This is a genomic window from Citrobacter enshiensis, assembly GCF_029338175.1.
GTDB classification, from domain to species: Bacteria; Pseudomonadota; Gammaproteobacteria; order Enterobacterales; family Enterobacteriaceae; genus Citrobacter_D; species Citrobacter_D enshiensis.
This window is the reverse complement of record NZ_CP119862.1, coordinates 2331160-2352506: the sequence shown is the minus strand read 5'-3', so window position 1 is coordinate 2352506 and position 21347 is coordinate 2331160. Positions and strand designations below refer to the sequence as shown.

Annotated in this window: 16 protein-coding genes and 1 pseudogene; 10 read left to right on the top strand and 7 right to left on the bottom strand. The window is 51.0% G+C overall.

What is annotated here, in order from left to right; genetic code table 11:
• Nucleotides 1-6: 6 nt before the first annotated feature.
• A complete protein-coding gene (locus P2W74_RS11530) occupies nucleotides 7-198 on the bottom strand; it encodes a YnbE family lipoprotein (RefSeq protein WP_203361095.1) in 192 nt (63 codons plus the stop codon).
• On the bottom strand, nucleotides 195-2834 hold the full coding sequence (locus P2W74_RS11525) for a YdbH family protein (protein ID WP_276295030.1): 2640 nt from the start codon (nucleotides 2832-2834) through the stop codon (nucleotides 195-197). Before P2W74_RS11525 ends, P2W74_RS11530 begins: the two co-directional genes overlap by 4 nt.
• 719 nt (nucleotides 2835-3553) lie before the next feature.
• Here P2W74_RS11525 and P2W74_RS11520 point away from each other — a divergent pair.
• The 3 genes from P2W74_RS11520 to hslJ all read left to right on the top strand — a co-directional run bounded on the left by P2W74_RS11520 (nucleotide 3554) and on the right by hslJ (nucleotide 6737).
• A complete protein-coding gene (locus tag P2W74_RS11520; protein ID WP_276295029.1) occupies nucleotides 3554-4918 on the top strand; it encodes a sensor domain-containing diguanylate cyclase in 1365 nt (454 codons plus the stop codon).
• 294 nt (nucleotides 4919-5212) lie between these two features.
• Complete coding sequence (locus tag P2W74_RS11515; RefSeq protein WP_276295028.1) at nucleotides 5213-6202, top strand: 2-hydroxyacid dehydrogenase; 990 nt, start codon at nucleotides 5213-5215, stop codon at nucleotides 6200-6202.
• 112 nt (nucleotides 6203-6314) lie between these two features.
• Nucleotides 6315-6737: a heat shock protein HslJ gene (hslJ, locus tag P2W74_RS11510; RefSeq protein ID WP_276295027.1), complete on the top strand. Its 423-nt coding sequence runs from the start codon at nucleotides 6315-6317 to the stop codon at nucleotides 6735-6737.
• Between the two features lie 11 nt (nucleotides 6738-6748).
• On the opposite strand, the gene P2W74_RS11505 is transcribed toward hslJ, so the two are convergent.
• Entirely contained in the window at nucleotides 6749-7015 is a 267-nt protein-coding gene (locus P2W74_RS11505) for a putative hemolysin (RefSeq protein WP_276295026.1), read from the bottom strand.
• A 276-nt stretch (nucleotides 7016-7291) separates the two neighbouring features.
• Here P2W74_RS11505 and nifJ point away from each other — a divergent pair, with 276 nt between their 5' ends.
• The 4 genes from nifJ to uspF all read left to right on the top strand — a co-directional run bounded on the left by nifJ (nucleotide 7292) and on the right by uspF (nucleotide 13200).
• Nucleotides 7292-10816 carry a pyruvate:ferredoxin (flavodoxin) oxidoreductase gene (gene nifJ, locus P2W74_RS11500; RefSeq protein ID WP_276295025.1) on the top strand — a complete coding sequence of 1175 codons (3525 nt, stop codon included), beginning with the start codon at nucleotides 7292-7294 and terminating at the stop codon, nucleotides 10814-10816.
• A gap of 366 nt (nucleotides 10817-11182) precedes the next feature.
• Nucleotides 11183-12316 (top strand): porin OmpC, encoded by a 1134-nt coding sequence (gene ompC, locus P2W74_RS11495; protein ID WP_276295024.1) that lies wholly within the window; start codon nucleotides 11183-11185, stop codon nucleotides 12314-12316.
• Between the two features lie 153 nt (nucleotides 12317-12469).
• Nucleotides 12470-12685: a KTSC domain-containing protein gene (locus P2W74_RS11490; RefSeq protein ID WP_203361088.1), complete on the top strand. Its 216-nt coding sequence runs from the start codon at nucleotides 12470-12472 to the stop codon at nucleotides 12683-12685.
• Between the two features lie 80 nt (nucleotides 12686-12765).
• Nucleotides 12766-13200, top strand: a complete 435-nt coding sequence (gene uspF, locus P2W74_RS11485) for a universal stress protein UspF (RefSeq protein WP_276295023.1) — start codon at nucleotides 12766-12768, stop codon at nucleotides 13198-13200.
• Nucleotides 13201-13244: 44 nt separating this feature from the next.
• On the opposite strand, the gene P2W74_RS11480 is transcribed toward uspF, so the two are convergent.
• A complete protein-coding gene (locus tag P2W74_RS11480; protein ID WP_276295022.1) occupies nucleotides 13245-14762 on the bottom strand; it encodes an EAL domain-containing protein in 1518 nt (505 codons plus the stop codon).
• Between the two features lie 154 nt (nucleotides 14763-14916).
• Here P2W74_RS11480 and P2W74_RS11475 point away from each other — a divergent pair.
• Both P2W74_RS11475 and ttcA read left to right on the top strand, forming a co-directional pair.
• Nucleotides 14917-15078, top strand: a pseudogene (locus P2W74_RS11475) (site-specific integrase); the annotation flags it as partial.
• A gap of 40 nt (nucleotides 15079-15118) precedes the next feature.
• The gene (gene ttcA / locus P2W74_RS11470; RefSeq protein ID WP_276295021.1) at nucleotides 15119-16054 is read left to right on the top strand and encodes a tRNA 2-thiocytidine(32) synthetase TtcA; all 936 of its coding nucleotides are present in this window, start codon (nucleotides 15119-15121) and stop codon (nucleotides 16052-16054) included.
• Between the two features lie 45 nt (nucleotides 16055-16099).
• Here the strand turns inward: ttcA and dbpA are convergent, their stop codons facing one another.
• The 3 genes from dbpA to zntB all read right to left on the bottom strand — a co-directional run bounded on the left by dbpA (nucleotide 16100) and on the right by zntB (nucleotide 18947).
• Nucleotides 16100-17473: an ATP-dependent RNA helicase DbpA gene (dbpA, locus tag P2W74_RS11465; protein ID WP_276295020.1), complete on the bottom strand. Its 1374-nt coding sequence runs from the start codon at nucleotides 17471-17473 to the stop codon at nucleotides 16100-16102.
• A 29-nt stretch (nucleotides 17474-17502) separates the two neighbouring features.
• A complete protein-coding gene (ynaL, locus tag P2W74_RS11460) occupies nucleotides 17503-17697 on the bottom strand; it encodes a proline-rich small protein YnaL (protein WP_276295019.1) in 195 nt (64 codons plus the stop codon).
• Nucleotides 17698-17963: 266 nt separating this feature from the next.
• A complete protein-coding gene (zntB, locus tag P2W74_RS11455; protein WP_276295018.1) occupies nucleotides 17964-18947 on the bottom strand; it encodes a zinc transporter ZntB in 984 nt (327 codons plus the stop codon).
• Between the two features lie 285 nt (nucleotides 18948-19232).
• Between zntB and P2W74_RS11450 the strand changes: the two genes are divergently transcribed.
• Nucleotides 19233-21347, top strand: coding sequence for a putative bifunctional diguanylate cyclase/phosphodiesterase (locus tag P2W74_RS11450; protein WP_276295017.1), 2115 nt, complete (start codon nucleotides 19233-19235; stop codon nucleotides 21345-21347).

Here is a 21347-nt window from a genome sequence, read left to right as displayed (position 1 = left end):
ATGACCTCAGAATAAATCGCTGCGCGACTTCAGTAAGCTTTCCACGTCTTTATCCACTTTGATATGAATCTCATGTTCAATTTTGACATTCATATTAATGGTGATGGGCTCTTTCGGCGCGGCGACTTCAATACGGGGCGTACAGCCGGTCACTAACGCAGAGGCACACAGCGCCAGCATGGCAGTCATCATTTTCATTGTGGTTCCTCACATTCCTTGCCTTCCGGGCAATGGGTTTCTGGCAACGCTGTATTTTGTTCTAGCCATGCCTGTAAATTGTCGCCAAAACGCAGACTGCGCCAGAGCGTAAACACATTTTCTTCGTGGGTGTAGTTCAGGTTTACCCGCCCCACTTTTCCATCAACGCGACTGCTGCCCGCAATCGTCGCCTGCATGGTCAATACACCCAAATTATCTAAATTGATTTTCGTCCAGGAATGGGCAATTTCCATATAACGTAGCCAGTTGATCGCCGCACCCGCAGCCATATTGTCTTTGACCACCGCGTCGGCAGTGTCTTTATCAATACGCAAAGTCATCGGGCCCGGATTCGTCAGCCAGCCATCTTTGATGATCCATTTTTCATTGTTTAACCACAGCGGTAACGCACCGCTCACCGGACCGGACATGGCGAACTGTTTCGGATTGACCGCGCTGATAAGCTCGCTTGACGAGATATTCTGTACCCGCAGGAGTGCCGGATCGTGCTGTGGCATCCGCAATTGCTGCATGGTGACTTTCCCGCCCAACACATCAACGCTGACATCGCTCAACAGCAGAGGATCCTCTTCGCTCCAGGGATAATTGCCCTGCAGGTCGGCCGTAATATTTTTTGCCGTCACCTGGTTGATGACTTCTGCGATCCGCAACGAAACCGGCCCCCGCGTGCCCAGTTGCCAGACGCCTGCGCTAAATCGAAACGGCAGCACAAAATCCACGCCATTGATTTCATTGTCAGGCATCCACGCGCTACCGCCTTTCAGCACCCCGTGACCGCCCGCTTCGAAACCTTGATCCTCAGCGGCGGAGAACGCAATCTGCGCATACAGCTCGCCTTCGCGTAATTTCATCTTCCATTCAGGCGGTATTAACGGCTGAAAGACCGTCAGTGACTGCTTTGGCCACCAGGCTTGCCCGCGCAGACGCACGCCATCCCAGCGCCCGTTCACCCGTACCGGACCAATCGCCCCCGCATGCAGATCGCCTTTATATTGGAAAAAAGTGGGATCGCGACCTTCAACGCTGAATTTCAGCGTTGAAGGCGGTAACACGCTGCCGCCGGTAAAGGTTGTTTTCCCCGCATCAAAGGACAATGCGCCGCTAAAGGCGGGTTTCTTCGCGTCACGAACCCACACCACCGGCTGTTCGAGTATCAGACGCGGGCTGTCCACCTTCATGGTGCCGTACTGCAGTTGGTCAAATCCGGTAGACAGATCGGTGAGCGTGATCGTTTCGTCATGCCATTCGCCCCGACCAGCGACGTCCCAGTGGGCATGCATCGGGGTAAAACTGCCCGTTCCCCAGTAGCGCCACTGCCAGCGCCCCGCATCCGGAAGAAAGTCATTCGCCATGCCATCCAGGTGCAGGACAAAGTCGCCCATTTTATTCTCATGGGCGCGCAAAATGGCCTGCAAGCGGCCGTCGACTCCACGCGGCGTCACCTTCACGCCCGCCAGCGGCCAGCGGATCTCATCAATATCCAGAGAATCGATGACCCGGCCACGGGAACGCAGCAATGCGCCTGGCGCGAAGTCCAGTTGCGGCGCGGCCAGACTCCCGGTGAGTTGTGCGGGCAGGATGGCGTAGAAAATCAGGTCGCCCTGTTTCGCTTCCCCGGTGACCTGCAATGGCATCTCACTGTTATCCATGCTGAGTTTCCCCGGTCCGAACGTCAGCACCGCGTTCCCTTTCCCCGCATCGCCCTGGGTAAGCACGTTCAACCGCCCGCTCACGAGCGCATTTTCAGGGCCAGCCTGCCAGTTCTCTATTTTGAGTCCCATCCGCCCGCTGAGCGGAAAGCCCTGATATGGCCACGCCCAGCGCCCGTCGCTGATGGTGAACTGTTGACGCGTCACTTCCCAGGGGAGATCCAGTAGCGGATCCGGATTATCGCGCGCCATCACCACCAGTTGCCCGGCGTTGTCCTGCCAGTCAATTTCGGCATCCACCAACGATGGCTCTTGCGGCAGGCTGAGTGTGGTCACGGCGTGACCGCTCACCGGCAGCCCATCGGGAACCAACGGCAGAGTAAACTCCCCGACCAGTTTCACCGGCGGCTGTTGCTCGAAAGCGGACACTTCCAGTTCACTGACGGTAAGATTCTGCCCGCGCAGGTGGCCCTGGAATGTGACTTTATCGCCCTGATAACGGAGTTGCTGGAGAGAGGGTGTCAGAGAGACCGACAGTTTCCCCTGCCACTCCTGCCAGGGCGAAAGGATAATTTTGTCGATATTAATCCAGGTATTGGGCAGCATTGACTGCCATTCAGCCAGCGTTTTGGGGGCAGCCGGTGATTGTGTGGCCTCGGGGAGTTTTGCCAGACAGGCTGAATCAAGCTCGATTGCGCCAACATTTAACCGCCAGCGGCTCGGGTGAGAAAGCCCGGCTTCGGTCACCTTCGCTAACTGGCAGTCACCGACCAGATAGCGCAGTTCAGGAATGTGTAATCCATCACGCGTAATACGCGGACTCTTATCCAACGCGATACGCGTACCCACGGGCAGCCAGATCCCTGCCAGTGTGGGAACCCATAACCCCAGCGTCATAATCAACGTCAGCGGTATCAGGGTCAATAATAGAAGTAGTGCGAGAACGGCTTTATATTTACCCTTCATGGGTAGTTAATGTCCTGATTTAGCGAAAAATATAGCCGGTTAAGGCCCGTATTGTGGCATGTTTGATGGTTCACTTGAACAAGGCGCCACTAATAAGGATAGATGCTCTTGAATTATATGTAATATTTATAGAATACAGATTTTTCATAAAGATATCTAATTAATCAGGGACATAGAGATTAGGACCATCGCGGCGACAGTGTGGAATTTTTCGCGGCCAAATACGCTCCAGGCTGCCAAATGCCCCCAGAATCGGGGTATCAGACGCCTGATAAGTGTGATTTTCGAAGCGTTTCTCAGAACCCAAATCCGCTCACTGACGGTTAACATCAACGGAAACCCCACTGGACGTGCAGTGACCGGTACAGTGTAGGGGCATTCTGCTATCATTTTTTTGGGTTGGTCATCACTCAACCCGAAACCTGTTAGCTGTGAGTACCACGTCGCTCATCTCTCACCGCTGCCCGGTTCGCTGTGAAGGGGTAAAAACACACTAGTGAACTGACCCCTCCACGTTGGAAGCGTTATCCTGAGCCCGTTTAGTGTCACTAACGCTTTACTATATAAGAGCAAAAAAACAAACAACCGATCCACAGATGCCTCAGCCTCTTTTTATGCTGATAGCAAACTTAATTTAGTCCAAAAAAAAAGCAAAATTAATCAAAAATGTGATATGCAAAATGGGCATAATATTATGACATTTTTTAATGAGCATCATCATGATCACTTCATTGCAAAAAAAACACAAAAATAATATAACGTTTTTTTTACTGATTTCTATTGGTACATTCTTATTTCTGTGGCTGACGCCTTTAAACAACACCCATTACGCACTTTCACTCTATCCCATCATTGCCACTTTTACGGGTGCCCTGCACATCCAGATAGGTAGCTTTATGATTATGAACTACTTAAGCTACCGTAAAAATAAACATCTATTACCCCTGGCATGCGCATTTCATAGTTCGGGGATAATTTTATTTATGGCACTCTACATTTATTTCGCGCATTCAGTTCCAAAGAGTATTATTTTTAATGACATTGCTATATTGCATACTCTGCGAACAACGCTCACCACCGGTTTGTTTATTGTTGCCCTGTATTTATATAAAAAAGAAAAAAGCCAACAAAAGTATCATAAGGCAATTGTTTACTCCGTTTTCCTCTGGTGCATTTTACATCTGGCAGTCGCTGTTCTTTATTCAACCAATACACTGCCACTGTCTTTACAACTGATCGATCCTGTGACCTTTGAGTGGCTATTTCCCTGGCACGGATTGGTTATCTTCTTTTGTATTTCGCTTTGGGTAGGCATCGTGTTCTTTATCCTCAGCCTGACTCAACTAAAAAACCAGTTCTGGCTGAGTATGTCTCTCGTGGCGTTGAGCAACCTGCTGATTTTTACAACGTTGTTTAAATATTCCTATATGAACTCAGCGGGCTGGTATCTGGCCCGGGGAGTAGAATGCCTGAGTTCAATGGCGGTGATGACCGTATTAATGTCCGATATCTTCCATCGTTTTAAAGCGTCACGCCAGGCCTATGCGCTTTCGTATGAGAATTCAGTTCGCGATCCCATGACCCGCCTGTTTAATCGCGGATATTTTTATAACTCGCTGAGCCATGAAATTAAAAATGTTAATCCACAGAAGCCACTGAGTATCATTTTTTGCGATATTGATCGCTTTAAATCAGTGAATGATACGTGGGGGCATTTGCAGGGAGACAGGGTCATTATCAAACTTGCAGAATTAATGGTAAGCCTGGTTCGGGACCACGATATTGTTGCCAGAATTGGGGGTGAGGAGTTTGCAATTCTACTCCCTGACTGTGATTCAGCAAGTGCGCAAAATATTGCCGAGAGAATACGAAAACAGGTAGAGCAGGCAACCCCTGCAACAACGAACGGTGATTTTCCGCGAACCATCACTGTCAGCCTGGGTATCGTTTCTTCGGTTGATGGCACGATGGCCGCTGAGCAGCTCGCTGATTGGGCAGATCGCGCACTTTATATGGCAAAAAACCAGGGGCGCAATCGGGTCGTCGTCTTTCCCAAAGAGCTGATGTCGCAAAGTACAGTGTGATAGTCAATTGGCCGGAACCTCCATTTTCCTGAATGGAGGCATCACGCAGACCCTCAGTAAACAACCAGAATCACGTCAATGTGCTAGACGACACAATGCCCGTGGCATTGCCCCCGGGATGCCCCAAAAACAAGTCTGAGTTAAAGAAAGCAATCTGATTTTAATGGGCTACGTACATGGACAATGGATGCTCTAGAATTATTCATTATGTCCATGTCTATCAATTAGTTTTTAGATTTTGTAAGATAATTTTAATCATGTTAATGTGAAGCCATTATCACTGGAGAAAGTCTTATGAAACTCGCTATCTATAGCACGAAACAGTACGACAAGAAGTACTTGCAGCAGGTTAACGAGGAATTCGGTTTTGAACTTGAATTTTTTGACTTTCTGCTGACCGAAAAAACAGCAAAGACGGCGCATGGCTACGAAGCAGTGTGTATTTTTGTGAATGATGACGGCAGCCGTCCAGTGCTGGAAGAGCTAAAAAAGCATGGCGTTAAGTACATCGCCTTACGTTGTGCCGGGTTCAATAATGTGGATCTGGATGCGGCAAAAGAACTGGGGCTGCAGGTTGTGCGTGTCCCTGCTTATTCTCCTGAAGCCGTGGCTGAACATGCGATTGGCATGATGATGACGCTCAACCGTCGTATCCACCGCGCTTATCAGCGCACCCGTGATGCGAATTTTTCTCTGGAAGGTCTGACCGGTTTTACAATGCACGGTAAAACGGCCGGGGTGATCGGTACCGGGAAAATTGGCGTTGCCACACTGCGTATTCTGAAAGGTTTTGGCATGCGTCTGCTGGCGTTTGATCCCTACCCCAGCGCTGCAGCCCTTGAGCTGGGCGTAGAATACGTCGATCTGCCCACGCTGTTTGCCGAATCGGACGTGATCTCCCTGCATTGTCCGTTAACACCGGAGAACTACCATTTGCTCAACCACGCTGCATTTGATCAAATGAAAAATGGGGTGATGGTCATCAACACCAGTCGTGGCGCGCTGATCGATTCCCAGGCGGCAATCGAGGCGCTGAAAAACCAGAAAATTGGTTCACTGGGGATGGACGTTTACGAGAACGAACGCGATCTGTTCTTTGAAGACAAATCGAACGATGTGATTCAGGATGACGTTTTCCGTCGCCTGTCAGCCTGCCATAACGTGTTGTTCACGGGGCATCAGGCCTTCCTGACAGCTGAAGCGCTGATCAGCATTTCTGAAACGACGTTACAGAACCTGAATCAACTTTCCAACGGCGAAACCTGCCCGAACGCACTGTTCTAACCTTTTCGCTCCCCTGCCGTCAGGGGAGCATTTTCAGATAATCTCCAATGATTTATCTGACCATATTATTATTATGGTAAATATTCCCCGTCATTGAATGTAGAGAACCGTCATGCAAAAAATCGTCACGCTGGTTGCACTCAGTATGCTTATGGCTGGTTGTGTGAGTAACAGCAAAGTGTCCGTTAACAGCGAGCAGCTACAACACCACCGTTTTGTTCTTGAGAGCGTTAACGGTAAGCCGTTCCCCGCCAGTAAAAATCCCCCGGAATTAAGTTTCGGCGAAAAGATGACGGTTTCGGGAAAAATGTGTAATCGCTTCTCTGGCGAAGGCAAACTGTCTGACGGCGAACTGAAGGTGAAAGAGATGGCGATGACGCGCATGATGTGTGCCGATCCGCAGTTAAACGAACTGGACAACACCATCAGCACCATGCTCAGGAAAGGGGCGCAGGTAGACTTGACCGCCAACCAGTTGACACTGGCGACGGCGGAACAAACGTTAACGTATAAACTGTCAGATTTAGTGCAGTAAATCGGCTGCGATTAATAGCTACCGCAACTCCCGGCGGCGAGCGACTGTTCACTACAGCGTTTGCCGTTGGGTAATGCGCACATGCCGATGGCCGAACCATCAAGTTGGCGGGCCACGGAGAGCGAACCGCCAATCATGGCGCAATTAGCCTCACCAGAACTGGACATTGCCGCTCTTAAACCAGGCGTCACATGCGCTGCCGTTGCCTGCTGAACAGGTTCACTACTGCAGGCCGACAGTAATAAGACGGCCCCCCCCACCAAAAACGCTGCGCGCATTTCTCTCCCCTCTAAAAATTTACCCAGGACAACACCGCCATAAATAATAGGCAGCGGAATCTGCGGCGTCGAGAGGCAATATGCGCATTTATGCGCCCTGGTTACATTTTCTGGCAATTTTTTTCGCGTCTGTTTGATCAAACACTTCATTCTTTTTAATGCATGGACACAAAAGCGAAAATGCGGCTCGGCGGAGTTTGCTAAAATTAGAGGATAACTACAGGACTCGCCGATGTTTCGCGCGTCCCTTTATTTTGCGCAATGTAAGGGTGTCATATGATTACTATTGACGGTAATGGCGCGGTTGCTTCGGTCGCATTCCGTACCAGTGAAGTTATCGCCATCTACCCGATTACGCCAAGTTCGACAATGGCTGAGCTGGCAGATGCCTGGGCTGGCGACGGGCTTAAAAACGTGTGGGGGGACACCCCGCGCGTCGTAGAAATGCAGTCGGAAGGCGGCGCGATCGCCACCGTTCACGGCGCATTACAGACCGGGGCGTTGTCGACATCGTTTACGTCCTCGCAGGGTCTGCTACTGATGATCCCGACGCTGTACAAACTGGCGGGTCAGCTTACCCCGTTTGTCCTCCATGTTGCTGCCCGTACCCTCGCCACACACGCGCTGTCTATTTTTGGTGACCATTCCGACGTGATGGCCGTTCGCCAGACCGGCTGCGCCCTGCTGTGTGCCAGCAGCGTTCAGGAAGCACAGGATTTTGCGCTGATTTCGCACATCGCAACCCTGAAAAGCCGCGTGCCGTTTATTCATTTCTTTGATGGTTTCCGTACCTCACATGAGATCAATAAAATTGTCCCGCTGGCCGATGACACGATCCTCAACCTGATGCCGCAGGCTGAAATTGATGCGCACCGCGCCCGCGCGCTGAACCCGGAGCACCCGGTGATCCGCGGTACGTCGGCCAACCCGGACACCTACTTCCAGTCTCGCGAGGCGACCAACCCGTGGTATAACGCCGTTTACGACCACGTTGAACAGGCGATGGATGACTTCGCCGACGCCACCGGGCGTCAGTACAAACCTTTTGAGTACTACGGTCACCCGCAGGCCGAACGCGTCATCATTCTGATGGGCTCCGCGATCGGCACCTGTGAAGAGGTGGTGGATGAGTTGCTTACACGCGGCGAAAAAGTCGGCGTGCTGAAAGTCCGTCTGTATCGCCCGTTCTCCGCTCGCCATTTACTGCAGGCTTTACCGGAATCCGCACGTGTAGTTGCCGTTCTGGATCGCACCAAAGAACCTGGCGCGCAGGCGGAACCGTTGTACCTGGATGTCATGACGGCCCTGGCCGAAGCCTTCAATGCTGGTGAGCGCGAAACCTTACCGCGCGTCATCGGTGGCCGTTATGGTCTCTCTTCAAAAGAGTTTGGCCCGGACTGTGTACTGGCAGTCTTTAACGAACTGAACAGCGCTAAACCGAAACCGCGTTTTACGGTAGGTATTTATGATGATGTGACCAATCTGTCACTTCACTTGCCTGAAAACACCCTTCCCGGCAGCGCAAAACTCGAAGCGCTGTTTTATGGTTTAGGCAGCGACGGTAGCGTTTCAGCAACCAAAAATAATATCAAGATTATCGGTAACTCCACGCCATGGTATGCGCAGGGGTATTTTGTCTACGACTCCAAAAAAGCGGGTGGCCTGACCGTTTCGCATCTGCGGGTGAGCGAGCAGCCGATTCGTTCTGCTTATCTGGTGTCCCAGGCGGATTTCGTCGGCTGCCACCAGGTACAGTTTATCGACAAATATCAAATGGCAGAACGTCTGAAACCGGGCGGTATTTTCCTGCTTAACACCCCCTACCACGCCGATGAGGTATGGTCGCGACTACCGCAGGAAGTGCAGGCGGTGCTTAACCAGAAGAAAGCCCGTTTTTACGTTATCAATGCCGTCAAAATTGCCCGTGAATGCGGTCTGGCTGCGCGCATCAATACCGTCATGCAGATGGCGTTCTTCCATCTGACGCAAATTTTACCGGGCGACAGTGCGCTGGCGGAGTTGCAGGGCGCAATTGCGAAAAGCTACAGCAGTAAAGGCCAGGATCTGGTGGAGCGTAACTGGCAGGCTCTGGCGCTGGCCCGTGAGTCGGTCGCCGAAGTTCCCCTGCAGGCGGTGGATCCGCACAGTGCGAACCGTCCTCCGGTCGTTTCCGACGCCGCACCTGATTTTGTTAAAACCGTCACCGCCGCGATGCTCGCCGGTCTTGGCGATGCCCTGCCCGTTTCCGCGCTGCCGCCGGACGGCACCTGGCCGATGGGCACCACCCGTTGGGAAAAACGCAACATCGCTGAAAAGATCCCCATCTGGAAAGAAGAGCTGTGTACCCAGTGTAACCACTGCGTCGCCGCCTGCCCTCACTCGGCCATCCGCGCCAAAGTGGTGTCGCCTGAGGCCCTGGAAAACGCGCCGGCCAGTCTGCATTCACTGGATGTGAAATCACGCGATATGCGCGGTCAGAAATACGTCCTGCAGGTTGCGCCCGAAGACTGCACCGGGTGTAATTTGTGTGTCGAAGTTTGCCCGGCGAAAGATCGTCAAAATCCGGAGATCAAGGCCATCAACATGATGTCGCGCCTTGAGCACGTTGAAGAGGAGAGAATAAATTATGACTTCTTCCTCAGCCTGCCGGAGATTGATCGCAGCAAACTGGAACGTATCGATATCCGTACCTCGCAGCTGATTACGCCGCTGTTCGAGTATTCCGGCGCCTGTTCCGGCTGCGGTGAGACGCCGTATATCAAACTGCTGACGCAGTTGTACGGCGACAGAATGTTGATCGCCAACGCCACCGGTTGTTCTTCAATCTATGGCGGCAACCTGCCCTCAACGCCTTACACCACCGACATTCATGGTCGCGGGCCTGCATGGGCAAACTCATTGTTTGAAGACAACGCCGAGTTTGGCCTGGGCTTTCGTCTGACGGTGGATCAACACCGGGTACGCGTTTTGCGCCTGTTGGAACAGTTTGCAGAGCAGATCCCCGCAGAATTAAATGATGCGCTGCATGCCGATGCAACGCCGGAAGTGCGCCGCGAACAGGTCGCCGCTTTACGTCTGCATCTTAAGGATGTTGAGGCTGCGCGTGAACTGTTAACCGATGCCGATGCGCTGGTAGAAAAATCAATCTGGCTGATCGGCGGCGACGGATGGGCCTATGATATTGGCTTTGGCGGTCTTGACCATGTATTAAGCCTGACCGAAAACGTCAATATTCTGGTGCTGGATACCCAGTGTTACTCCAACACCGGTGGGCAAGCGTCGAAAGCGACACCGCTGGGCGCAGTGACTAAATTCGGCGAGCACGGGAAGCGTAAGGCACGTAAAGATTTGGGCGTCAGTATGATGATGTACGGTCATATTTATGTCGCACAGATCTCATTGGGGGCGCAACTAAACCAGACGGTGAAGGCGATTCAGGAAGCCGAATCTTATCCGGGACCGTCGCTGATCATTGCCTACAGCCCGTGTGAAGAGCATGGCTACGACCTGGCGTTAAGTCACGATCAGATGCGTCAGTTAACGGCGACCGGCTTCTGGCCACTGTATCGCTTTGACCCACGTCGGGCCGATGAAGGTAAACGACCGCTGGCACTGGATTCTCGCCCGCCGTCAGACGCGCTGGCCGAGACGTTGCTCAACGAGCAGCGCTTCCGTCGCCTGAATACCCAACAGCCGGAAGTGGCCGAGCAGTTGTGGAAAGATGCCGCGGCAGATCTGCAAAAACGCTATGACTTCCTTGCCCAGTTAGCCGGGAAGGCAGAAAAGAGTGATACGGAGTGATCCTGAAAGTAAAAAATTAGCTTTCAGATAAAAAAAAGCCCGAACAATGGTTCGGGCTTGTCAATTTATTCGCTGGGAAATAAATACCCATCGCAATGGCCAACGAAAAAAGCAAAAGTGACAATAAAGGCATATAACCCGCGCAGAATATCGCAACAAGTTTCGCTTGTATAATTTTTATTTTGTATATATTAAGCTGAATCATTCATGAAAATTATCATCATTTCAACGGAATTATTTATTTAAGATTTTACTTAACACGTAACAATTCATACTTATCGATTTACGGAACTTCTCATTTAGCATGCTTTCACTCCCTCGTATGGGTAGTCACAGGTAATTAAAAAAAACTAAAGGATTATTTCGATGAAAAGAAAAGTACTGGCCCTCGTTATTCCTGCAATGTTAGCCGCAGGTGCTACCCACGCCGCTGAAGTTTATAACAGCAACGGCAACAAATTAGATCTTTACGGTAAAGTAGTCGGTCTGCACTATATGTCTGACGACGCCAGCAGTGATGGCGACCAGTCTTATATGCGTATGGGTTTCAAAGGCGAAACTCAGATCAATGACGAACTGATCGGCTTCGGTCAGTGGGAATACCAGGTTAACACCAACACCACTGAAAGCGACCACGGCAACAGCTTCACCCGTCTGGGTTTCGCGGGTCTGAAATTCGGTGACTACGGTTCATTCGACTACGGCCGTAACTACGGCGTAATGTACGACGTAGAAGGCTGGGTGGATATGCTGCCAGAATTCGGTGGCGACTCTTACACCAAAGCGGATAACTTCATGACCGGCCGTGCCAACGGCGTTGCCACCTACCGTAACAACAACATGTTCGGTATGGTTGACGGCCTGAGCTTCGCGCTGCAGTTCCAGGGCGCTAACGAGAGCCAGGTTACTGACGAAAATGGCCAGGAAATCCAGGAAGGTACTGGTAACGGCAACGATCACCGTAATATCAAAAACTCCAACGGTGACGGCTTCGGTATCTCCTCCTCTTACGACTTCGGTATGGGCGTAACCCTGGGTGCGGCGTATACCTCTTCTGACCGTACTAACGAGCAGGTTGAATTCTCTACTGCAGGCGGCGACAAAGCTGACGCGTGGACTGTCGGTGGTAAATACGATGCGAACAACATCTATTTCGCTGCAATGTACTCCGAAACCCGTAACATGACCCCGTATGGTGACAGCTACAACACCATCGCCGACAAAACGCAGAACTTTGAAGTGACTGCTCAGTACCAGTTCGACTTCGGTCTGCGTCCGAACATTTCTTACCTGATGTCTAAAGGCAAGGATCTGGGCACCGACGGCGACCAGGATCTGGTGAACTATGCTGAAATCGGCCTGACTTACTACTTCAACAAAAACATGTCCACCTTTGTTGATTACAAAATCAACCTGCTGGACGAAGACGACAGCTTCTATGCTGACAACGGCATCGCCACTGACGACATCGTAGCCCTGGGTCTGATTTACCAGTTCTAAGTCTACCGGCCCGCTGGAAACAGCGGGCTACTCTCCTTTCCCCACCCTTCACAACACTGTTTTATTTCTGCTAAAACAATATATCTGTTGCGTAAAAATCCCTGACTGATAGATGATAGCTGGCATAAGAACCTGTCATAAAGGACGCCTGCCATGCACCATCATCCTGTAAAATCTTCACGCATTGCATCCGTCGGTTATGATGAAACATCCCGCACGCTGGAAATACGCTTTCACCAAACTGATGCACTTTTACAATATCAGGATGTTCCCGCCCGTATATTTCATCATTTTCTTAGCGTTGTCTCGAAAGGACGATTTTATGACGGCGTTATTAAGGGAAAATTCCCGGAACGGAAACTGAAATGACACAAAATGTGACTCCCGTCATTATACATAAAGTGCCATTAGAGGGTAGAATCCAGGCGGATACTTAAACAGGAGGTTTTATGAGCAGAATGATTCTTGTCCCTATCGATATTTCAGATTCAGAATTAACTCAACGTGTAATTGCCCATGTCGAAGCGGAGGCAAAAATTGACGATGCACAGGTCCATTTTTTGACCGTGATCCCGTCACTGCCTTACTACGCCTCATTAGGTCTGGCTTATTCGGCTGAGTTACCCGCGATGGACGATCTGAAAGCCGAAGCAAAATCTCAGCTGGAAGACATTACCAGGAAGTTCACTATCCCCAGAGACAGAGTGCACCTGCATGTTACGGAAGGCTCGCCAAAAGATAAAATTCTGGAAATGGCGAAAAAGTTACCGGCCGAAATGGTGATTATTTCCTCACATCGCCCGGATATCACCACGTATCTGCTTGGTTCCAACGCCGCCGCCGTGGTGCGTCACGCGGAATGTTCCGTGCTGGTTGTTCGCTAGACATTGCAGCCCGCAACGCCGTTGCGGGCCTTTTAGCGATTTTTTTACAAAGTAATCCGGTGAAAACCAAATAACAGCGCGGGTGCCAGTCGATAAAAAGGCACCGGACGCCAGAAATAATACCCTTGTAAAAAATGAATCCCTTTCGCATTCAGGTAATCAGCCTGATGCTGCGTCTCAACGCCTTCTGCGATGATTTGTAACGACAGCTTTTTCGCCATATCAATAACGCAGTCAACCAACAGGGTTGAATCCGGGGAGTTGCTGATCCGTCGAACAAAGCTTTTATCAATCTTAATGAAATCAACCGGAAATTCGTTGAGATAAGAAATGCCAGAATAGCCGGTACCAAAATCATCCAGCGCCACCAGTACACCATGGCTACGCAGACGAGCAAACATCGAGAGGGTTTTCGGCGTCAAGGCCATCGGTTCCCGCTCTGTCACTTCCAGTACCAGCGTGATTTTTTTGGCGGACAATGCATCCAGCAAATGTAAGCAGTCATACTCCAGCACTTCGCTTTGCCCGTGCGCCGCACTGATGTTGATACCAATATGCAAACCTTCCGGTAAGTGCGGCATCACCGGGGTGAGATCCTCAATGACCCGCATCATAAGCTTATGCGTCAGTTCGATAATTAGGCCGGTTTTTTCCGCTAGCGGAATAAAAACGTCAGGCGGAATAAAACCCGCTTCAGGGTGCTTCCAGCGGGCCAGTATTTCGAAACCGTCAATTTTTCCACTCGCCCCATTTACTACCGGTTGATAAAAAGGAATGATTTCTCCCTTGTCGATGGCCCGGCGTAAGTTCTCTTCAGGGGTCGTATATTTACTCAGATAGCGATGGAGTATCCATCCAGTTACCAGCGACATGATCGCAAGGATAGCGGTAAGAAAACCGCCCTGGGAGATCAAACGTCCCAGACTGAAAAAAGGCGGTGGGTCGTATTCAATTCTGAAAGGATAACGCAACGATTGCTGATGCACCTTGCTCTGTTGTTCTGACGTGAAAGGTCTGACAACATCATTGTAATTTAACATTTTATTACCTACCACAAGGGTAAGCTGTATTCGGTTGGATGCGGTCTTGAGCGCGGTATTGAGATGCACGAACCCAATACTCGCCCCCACATAACCAGAAATACCCGGCGCCAGATAAAAGAGCACTGGCGTTCCCCCGGTGATTTCATCGCCAGGATAGAGCGTAAGACTGGCCGCCGTCGATTTATCTTCGTGAATTTTTTGGGTCTGACTCCCCAGCAGTGAGGAACACCATACTTCGTGATTTCGGATCAGAACGACATAGCGTAAATGTGGCCCCATTGCCGCTTCGCGATTCAATATCCGTTGTGCATCAGGAGTACAGGAACCGGCTGTCAGCGGGCGAACAACGCTAACCGCTTTTATGGCCTCGTCCACCATACTGTCGGCAAGGGATACCGACAGTTTTGCTTCCTGTATCCTGTCTGTGTATGCCGCGCGCCAGAGTTGCCAGTTCAGCGCCGTAACACCGACAATAAAAAACACGAAACCACAGAGTAAGGAGACCAGCGTTGCTCGCATAATGGCTTTCCGGTTTGGGATATTTTTTATGGCTTTCCTGAATCGTAAAAATAGCCTGCTTTCAGGAAAAAAGTGTGATTAATCAAGAAATATTGAAAAGACCCGTAATCCGCATTTTCGACGCGCGAAAAGCACAGGTAAACGCAGGAAAGCACAAAAGCCGTACAAGGCGTGGAGTCGCCTTGATGCAAGATAGAACGTTGCTATAAAACGTGCTGACATTCGTCGCCGTAATCCGTACCATACGCGACATACTTTTGCCTGTTGGCTTTTGCCAGCCGGAGCTAACCCGTCATTTATCACTAACCAGATGGGCATGATAACGCGCCCGCCCTTGGTGTCTGAGACAGTAAATAATGCAACAAAATCAAGAAATTACAAAGAAAGAACAATACAACCTGAACAAATTACAAAAACGTTTACGTCGTAACGTGGGCGAAGCGATTGCTGACTTCAACATGATCGAAGACGGCGACCGTATTATGGTGTGCCTTTCCGGTGGGAAAGACAGCTACACCATGCTGGAAATTCTGCGTAATTTGCAGCAAAGCGCGCCGATCAGTTTTTCCCTGGTTGCCGTTAACCTTGATCAGAAGCAACCGGGTTTCCCGGAGCATATTCTGCCAGAGTACCTCGAGCAGTTAGGCGTAGAGTATAAAATTGTCGAAGAAAACACCTACGGGATCGTGAAAGAGAAAATTCCGGAAGGCAAAACGACCTGTTCCCTCTGCTCGCGACTGCGCCGCGGCATTCTTTATCGCACGGCGACTGAACTCGGCGCGACAAAGATTGCGCTTGGGCACCATCGTGACGACATTCTGCAGACGCTGTTTTTGAATATGTTCTACGGCGGCAAAATGAAAGGTATGCCACCGAAGCTGATGAGCGATGATGGTAAACACATTGTCATTCGCCCGCTGGCCTATTGCCGCGAAAAAGATATTGAACGTTTTGCCGAGGCCAAAGGTTACCCGATTATTCCGTGTAACCTTTGCGGTTCACAGCCTAATCTGCAACGTCAGGTAATTGCCGACATGCTGCGCGACTGGGACAAACGTTACCCGGGGCGCATTGAAACCATGTTCAGCGCGATGCAAAACGTGGTCCCTTCTCACCTGAGTGATATCAACCTGTTTGACTTCAAAGGGATCCAGCACGGCTCCGACATCGTGGACGGCGGTGATCTGGCGTTTGACCGCGAAGAAATCCCACTGCAACCAGCAGGATGGCAGCCAGAAGAAGACGAAAACCAACTGGATGAGTTACGACTGAATGTCGTCGAAGTGAAGTAATCTTTCAGCGTCTCAGGTGTGATACCTGAGACGCCCTCTTAACGCTTATTTCAACAAACGAACCCGGCAAGTCTTGCCTTTAATCTTACCGTTTTGCAATTGTTTCCACGCTTTGTGCGCGACCGACTGGCGAATCGCCACGTAAACATGCGCCGGATGCACGGAAATCTTGCCAATGTCGGCGCCATCCAGACCCATATCACCGGTCAACGCCCCCAGCACATCGCCAGGACGCATTTTGGCTTTTTTACCGCCATCGATGCACAGCGTCGCCATCTCGGCCTCTAGGGGCACAATCGGGCTGCTCCCCGGCGTCACCAGCCAGTTGAGTTTAAGCTGTAACATTTCAGACAAAATATTCGCGCGCTGTGCTTCTTCCGGCGCGCAAAAGCTAATAGCCAGCCCGCTGTTACCCGCACGGGCGGTACGACCAATACGGTGTACGTGAACTTCCGGATCCCATGCCAGTTCGAAGTTGACCACCAGCTCCAGCGATTTGATATCAAGACCACGGGCGGCGACATCTGTTGCCACTAACACGCGCACGCTGCCGTTTGCAAAGCGCACCAACGTCTGGTCACGATCGCGCTGCTCAAGATCGCCGTGCAGCGCCAGTGCGCTTTGCCCTGCGGCATTAAGCGCGTCACACACTGACTGGCAATCTTTTTTGGTGTTACAGAACACCACGCAGGATGCCGGCTGATGCTGGCTGAGCAATTTTTGCAGCAGCGAAATTTTGCCCTGCGAAGAAGTTTCAAAAAATTGTTGCTCAATCGCGGGAAGCGCGTCGACAGCGTCGATTTCGATGGCGAGTGGGTCCCGCTGAACCCGACCGCTGATGGCGGCGATAGCGTCAGGCCAGGTGGCAGAAAACAACAGCGTCTGGCGTGAGGCTGGGGCAAAACGGATCACCTCGTCAATGGCGTCACTGAATCCCATATCGAGCATACGATCGGCTTCGTCCATCACCAGCGTATTCAGGGCATCCAGTGAAACGGTGCCTTTTTGCAGGTGGTCGAGCAAGCGACCCGGGGTGGCCACAATAATATGCGGCGCATGCTGGAGAGAATCACGCTGAGCGCCGAAAGGCTGTCCGCCGCAGAGCGTCAATATTTTGGTGTTGGGCAGAAAACGCGCCAGACGACGCAACTCTCCCGCGACCTGATCGGCCAGTTCGCGGGTGGGGCACAGCACCAGGGATTGCGTCTGGAACAGACCCGCATCAATATGCTGCAGAAGCCCAAGGCCAAATGCGGCCGTCTTACCACTGCCGGTTTTTGCCTGCACGCGGACATCACGCCCGGACAGAATGGCTGGCAGCGCGGCAGCCTGTACCGGCGTCATCTCAAGGTAACCCAACTCGTTAAGATTCTCGAGTTGGGCGGTGGGCAAAACATTCAGGGTTGAAAAAGCGGTCACAATTAAATCTCGTCGTAAATGGCTGGTAATCAGCAGGCGCGTATCCTCGCAGATCTCAGCTTACGATGCGACATTTTAATCGGTTCTTCGTCGGGCGGCGGATCGGGCATGGGCTGCGGACGAGGAATGGGATCGGGCATCGGTATCGGATCGGTTGGCAGGGGTTCCGGCTGACGCGTATGCAGGTGCAGGTGCAGGTGCAGTAGGGTTAATAAACGGCTCATGTTACCCTCCGGTCGTTAAGGCTGACACTTTTAGGGTAGTCCCGCAGGCAAAAAAAAGCCGACTAATCTAAGTCGGCGTCGTACGAATCAATTGTGCTATGCAGTAATTCAAAAAAGGAAGTAAGACAATATGGAGCGCAACGCCCATCGCTTGACGTTGCATTCACCTGCGAGAGAGATATTGCCCCGAATAGGTAGACGGTTTATTGACTTCGCTCAAACTATACGGCGTTTTCATACTCACACAGGGCAAAAAATCGTTGATGTTACAACCATTTACTGCGATGCAACCATAAAGTAACACCGCTAATCAGCACCACTAACAGAATGCAAAACAGGGAAAACCCAAATCGCCACTCCCCGCCGGGTATTCCACCAAGGTTAACGCCGAACAAACCGGTCAAAAATGTACTTGGCAGGAAAACCATTGCCATCAATGACATGGTATAGGTTCTGCGAGACAGTGATTCCTGCATCACCTGCGCAATTTCATCGGCCATAATGCCTGTGCGCGCGATGCACGCGTCAATCTCATCCAGCCCTCTTCCCAGGCGATCGGCAATGTCCTGCATCCGACGACGCTGATCGTCATTCATCCACGGCAGACGCTCGCTGGATAGCCGCGCGTAAACGTCTCGCTGAGGCGCCATGTATCGTCGCATCACAATCAGCTGTTTACGCAGCAACGCCATAAAACCGCGTGGTGGAATTTGCTGATCGAGCAGGTTGTCTTCCAGGTCGATAATTTTATCGTGAAGCTGTTCAATAAACTCGCTGGCGTGGTCGGTTAACGCGTCGCAAACATCCACCAGCCAGCGGCCGCAATCTTCTGGGCCAGTGCCTTCCTGCAGATCGCTCACCACGTCATCCAGCGCCAGAACTTTTCGCTGCCGGGTGGACACAATCAGACGCTCGTCCATATACAGACGCATCGCAACCAGTTGATCGGGGCGTTCGTCGGTATTGCCGTTGATGCAGCGTAATGTGATTAACGTCCCTTCCCCCATCCGGCTCACTCTTGGGCGCATGCTTTCGCCCGCCAGCGCGTTGCGCACACTATTGGGCAGTAACGGCGTGGTCGCCAGCCACTGCGCGCTGTCAGGATGGGTATAATTAAGATGCAGCCAGCAGGGGTGCGCGTTGTCAATAATGTCGTTATCTTCTAACGGCTTCACGCCGCCATTGCCGTCCAGCCGCCAGGCAAAGACAGCATCCGGTACGTTAACTTCCGATCCCTTAATGGCTTCCACAACGCCTCCACAGTCATTCATTCTCACCGATAGTCTAGCCTTCGGCGCATGTTAAGCAATATCTCATTGTCCCATTGCGCTGAAATGATTCAGAAATATCGCGCAAACCGCCCGCAGGTTCACTCCGCTTGAGTATCCCCTCCGGTGCCATTTCTGTTCCGGTTTCCGCTCTGCAATGCGCGCATTTATGTAAAATATATGTTACTAATTAGCATGTTTTACCAGGTCGGTAGCACAAATTACTGCTAGATTTATCTGCACGATATTCTCTCGATGGAGAGCCTGATGTTGCACGTTTCCTGGGACCCCGTTCTGATCGGTATTTCTTTTTTAGTCGCTTTTATCGCTTCTTTTGTTGCCCTCGACAGTGCCGGTAAAGTTGCGATCTCCAGCCATCAGGGCTCGGCGTTCTGGCGTTTCTCTGGCGGAGCAACTCTCGGCATGGGCATCTGGTCAATGCATTTCATCGGGATGCTGGCGATGAAAATGAGCATGCCAATGAATTATCATTTTCTCCTCACTGCATTATCTTTTCTGATCGCACTCGGAACTGCCACGCTGGCTATCACTATCGCCATTTCCGGCGACACGCTTTCAAGGAAAAGGCTCATTGTGGCGACGGGCATTTTGAGTTCTGGCGTCGTGAGTATGCATTACGTCGGGATGGCCGCCATTCTTGAACATTCCGCTATCATCTGGGATGCAAGCCTCATTTTGCTCTCCGTGGTCATTGCCGTGGTCGCATCCGGAGCCGGATTAAGGCTGGCTTTTCATCTACGACAACATTCCCGCAGAGTATTCATTAATCGCCTTATCGCCGCACTGATGATGGCGCTGGCGATTTGCGCGATGCATTACACGGGCATGGGCGCAGCAACATTCACGCATTACACGCATACACAACACGCGGGCATCAATACGGTCGAGTTGTCGGTCTGGGTTTCCGCCATTACGCTAATTATTCTGGGCATTATGCTGATTATTTCGATGATCGATTCTCAGTTGCGAACCTCGCGGCTGGCAGACAATTTACATCAGTTAAATTCCCGTCTTGAATATCAAACCCAGTTTGATGCCCTCACTGGTCTTGCCAATCGCACCCAAATTGATATGTGCCTGCAAGATTGTCTGCACCATTCTGCCCTACACCAACAACATTTTGCCCTGGTGTTTATCGATTTAGATCGGTTCAAGATGGTGAATGATACGTGGGGCCATCACATTGGCGATCAGCTACTAATTGCCAGCGCACAGCGGATCCACAAATGCCTTGACGACACGATGACGCTTGCCCGGCTGGGCGGGGATGAATTTATTCTTCTCGTGCCGGGTAGCACGAAAGCATTGCTATCCTCCTTACTGACGAGGATTGCCGGGGAAATCAATGCCCCCTTCTCACTCTCCGGGCACATGATTCGTGTCTCGCTGAGCGCCGGAAGCAGTTTTTATCCTGAACATGGTTCCACGCTGCACGACCTCAAAGTGAAAGCCGACGTGGCTATGTATCATGTTAAGCAGAAAGGCAGAAATGGCTGGGCGATTTATACGCCTGAAATGGAGGCCCTTGTGACCTCCGCAGCAGGGATCCTGCAGGACCTCCCTCTCGCGCTTGAGCAACATCAATTCGAGTTGTGGTTTCAGCCTAAATACACTGCCGGAGACCATGCCCTGACCGGTTTTGAGGCGTTACTTCGCTGGCGACACCCTGAACAAGGTCTGCTGTTACCGGGTGTATTCCTGCAAGCGCTGGAAGATACAGGGCTTATCATCCCGGTAGGAAACTGGGTTATTCAGCAAGCCTGTTTCCAGCTTCATCAGTGGAAACAACAAGGGCACCCTGAATGGTCACTGGCCATCAATCTTTCCCCAACGCAATTTGAACAGCATGATATCGTCGACATTGTCTCCGAGTCGCTGGAGCGTTATAACCTTTCGCCTACGCAATTAACGCTGGAAATCACTGAAAGTGTTGCCTTTAAAAATTTATCGCGCAGTGTAGAAATATTGAATACGTTTTCTGAAGCAGGGATCATCGTTTCTATTGATGATTTCGGGACAGGTTATTCAAATATGTTGATGTTGAAATCACTTCCGGCGCGTGAGTTAAAAATTGACAGGGTATTTATTAAAGATATCGGTGAAAACAGCAAAAATATGAAAATAGTGTCTACTATTATCGACATTGCGCATTCCATGAATATGCGCGTGGTTGCTGAAGGTATCGAAACCCCGGAGCAAGAACTGCTGTTAACCCGTATGGGCTGCGGCGTTCTGCAAGGTTTTTTGTATGCAAAACCGATTCCAGCGAATAGAATCCCAGAATTGATCCAAAGAGACAGTATCGTAAAGCAGTTGAAAGCTGTGTCCCCATTAGCTCCGCAGCAAACTATTTCGCTGTAA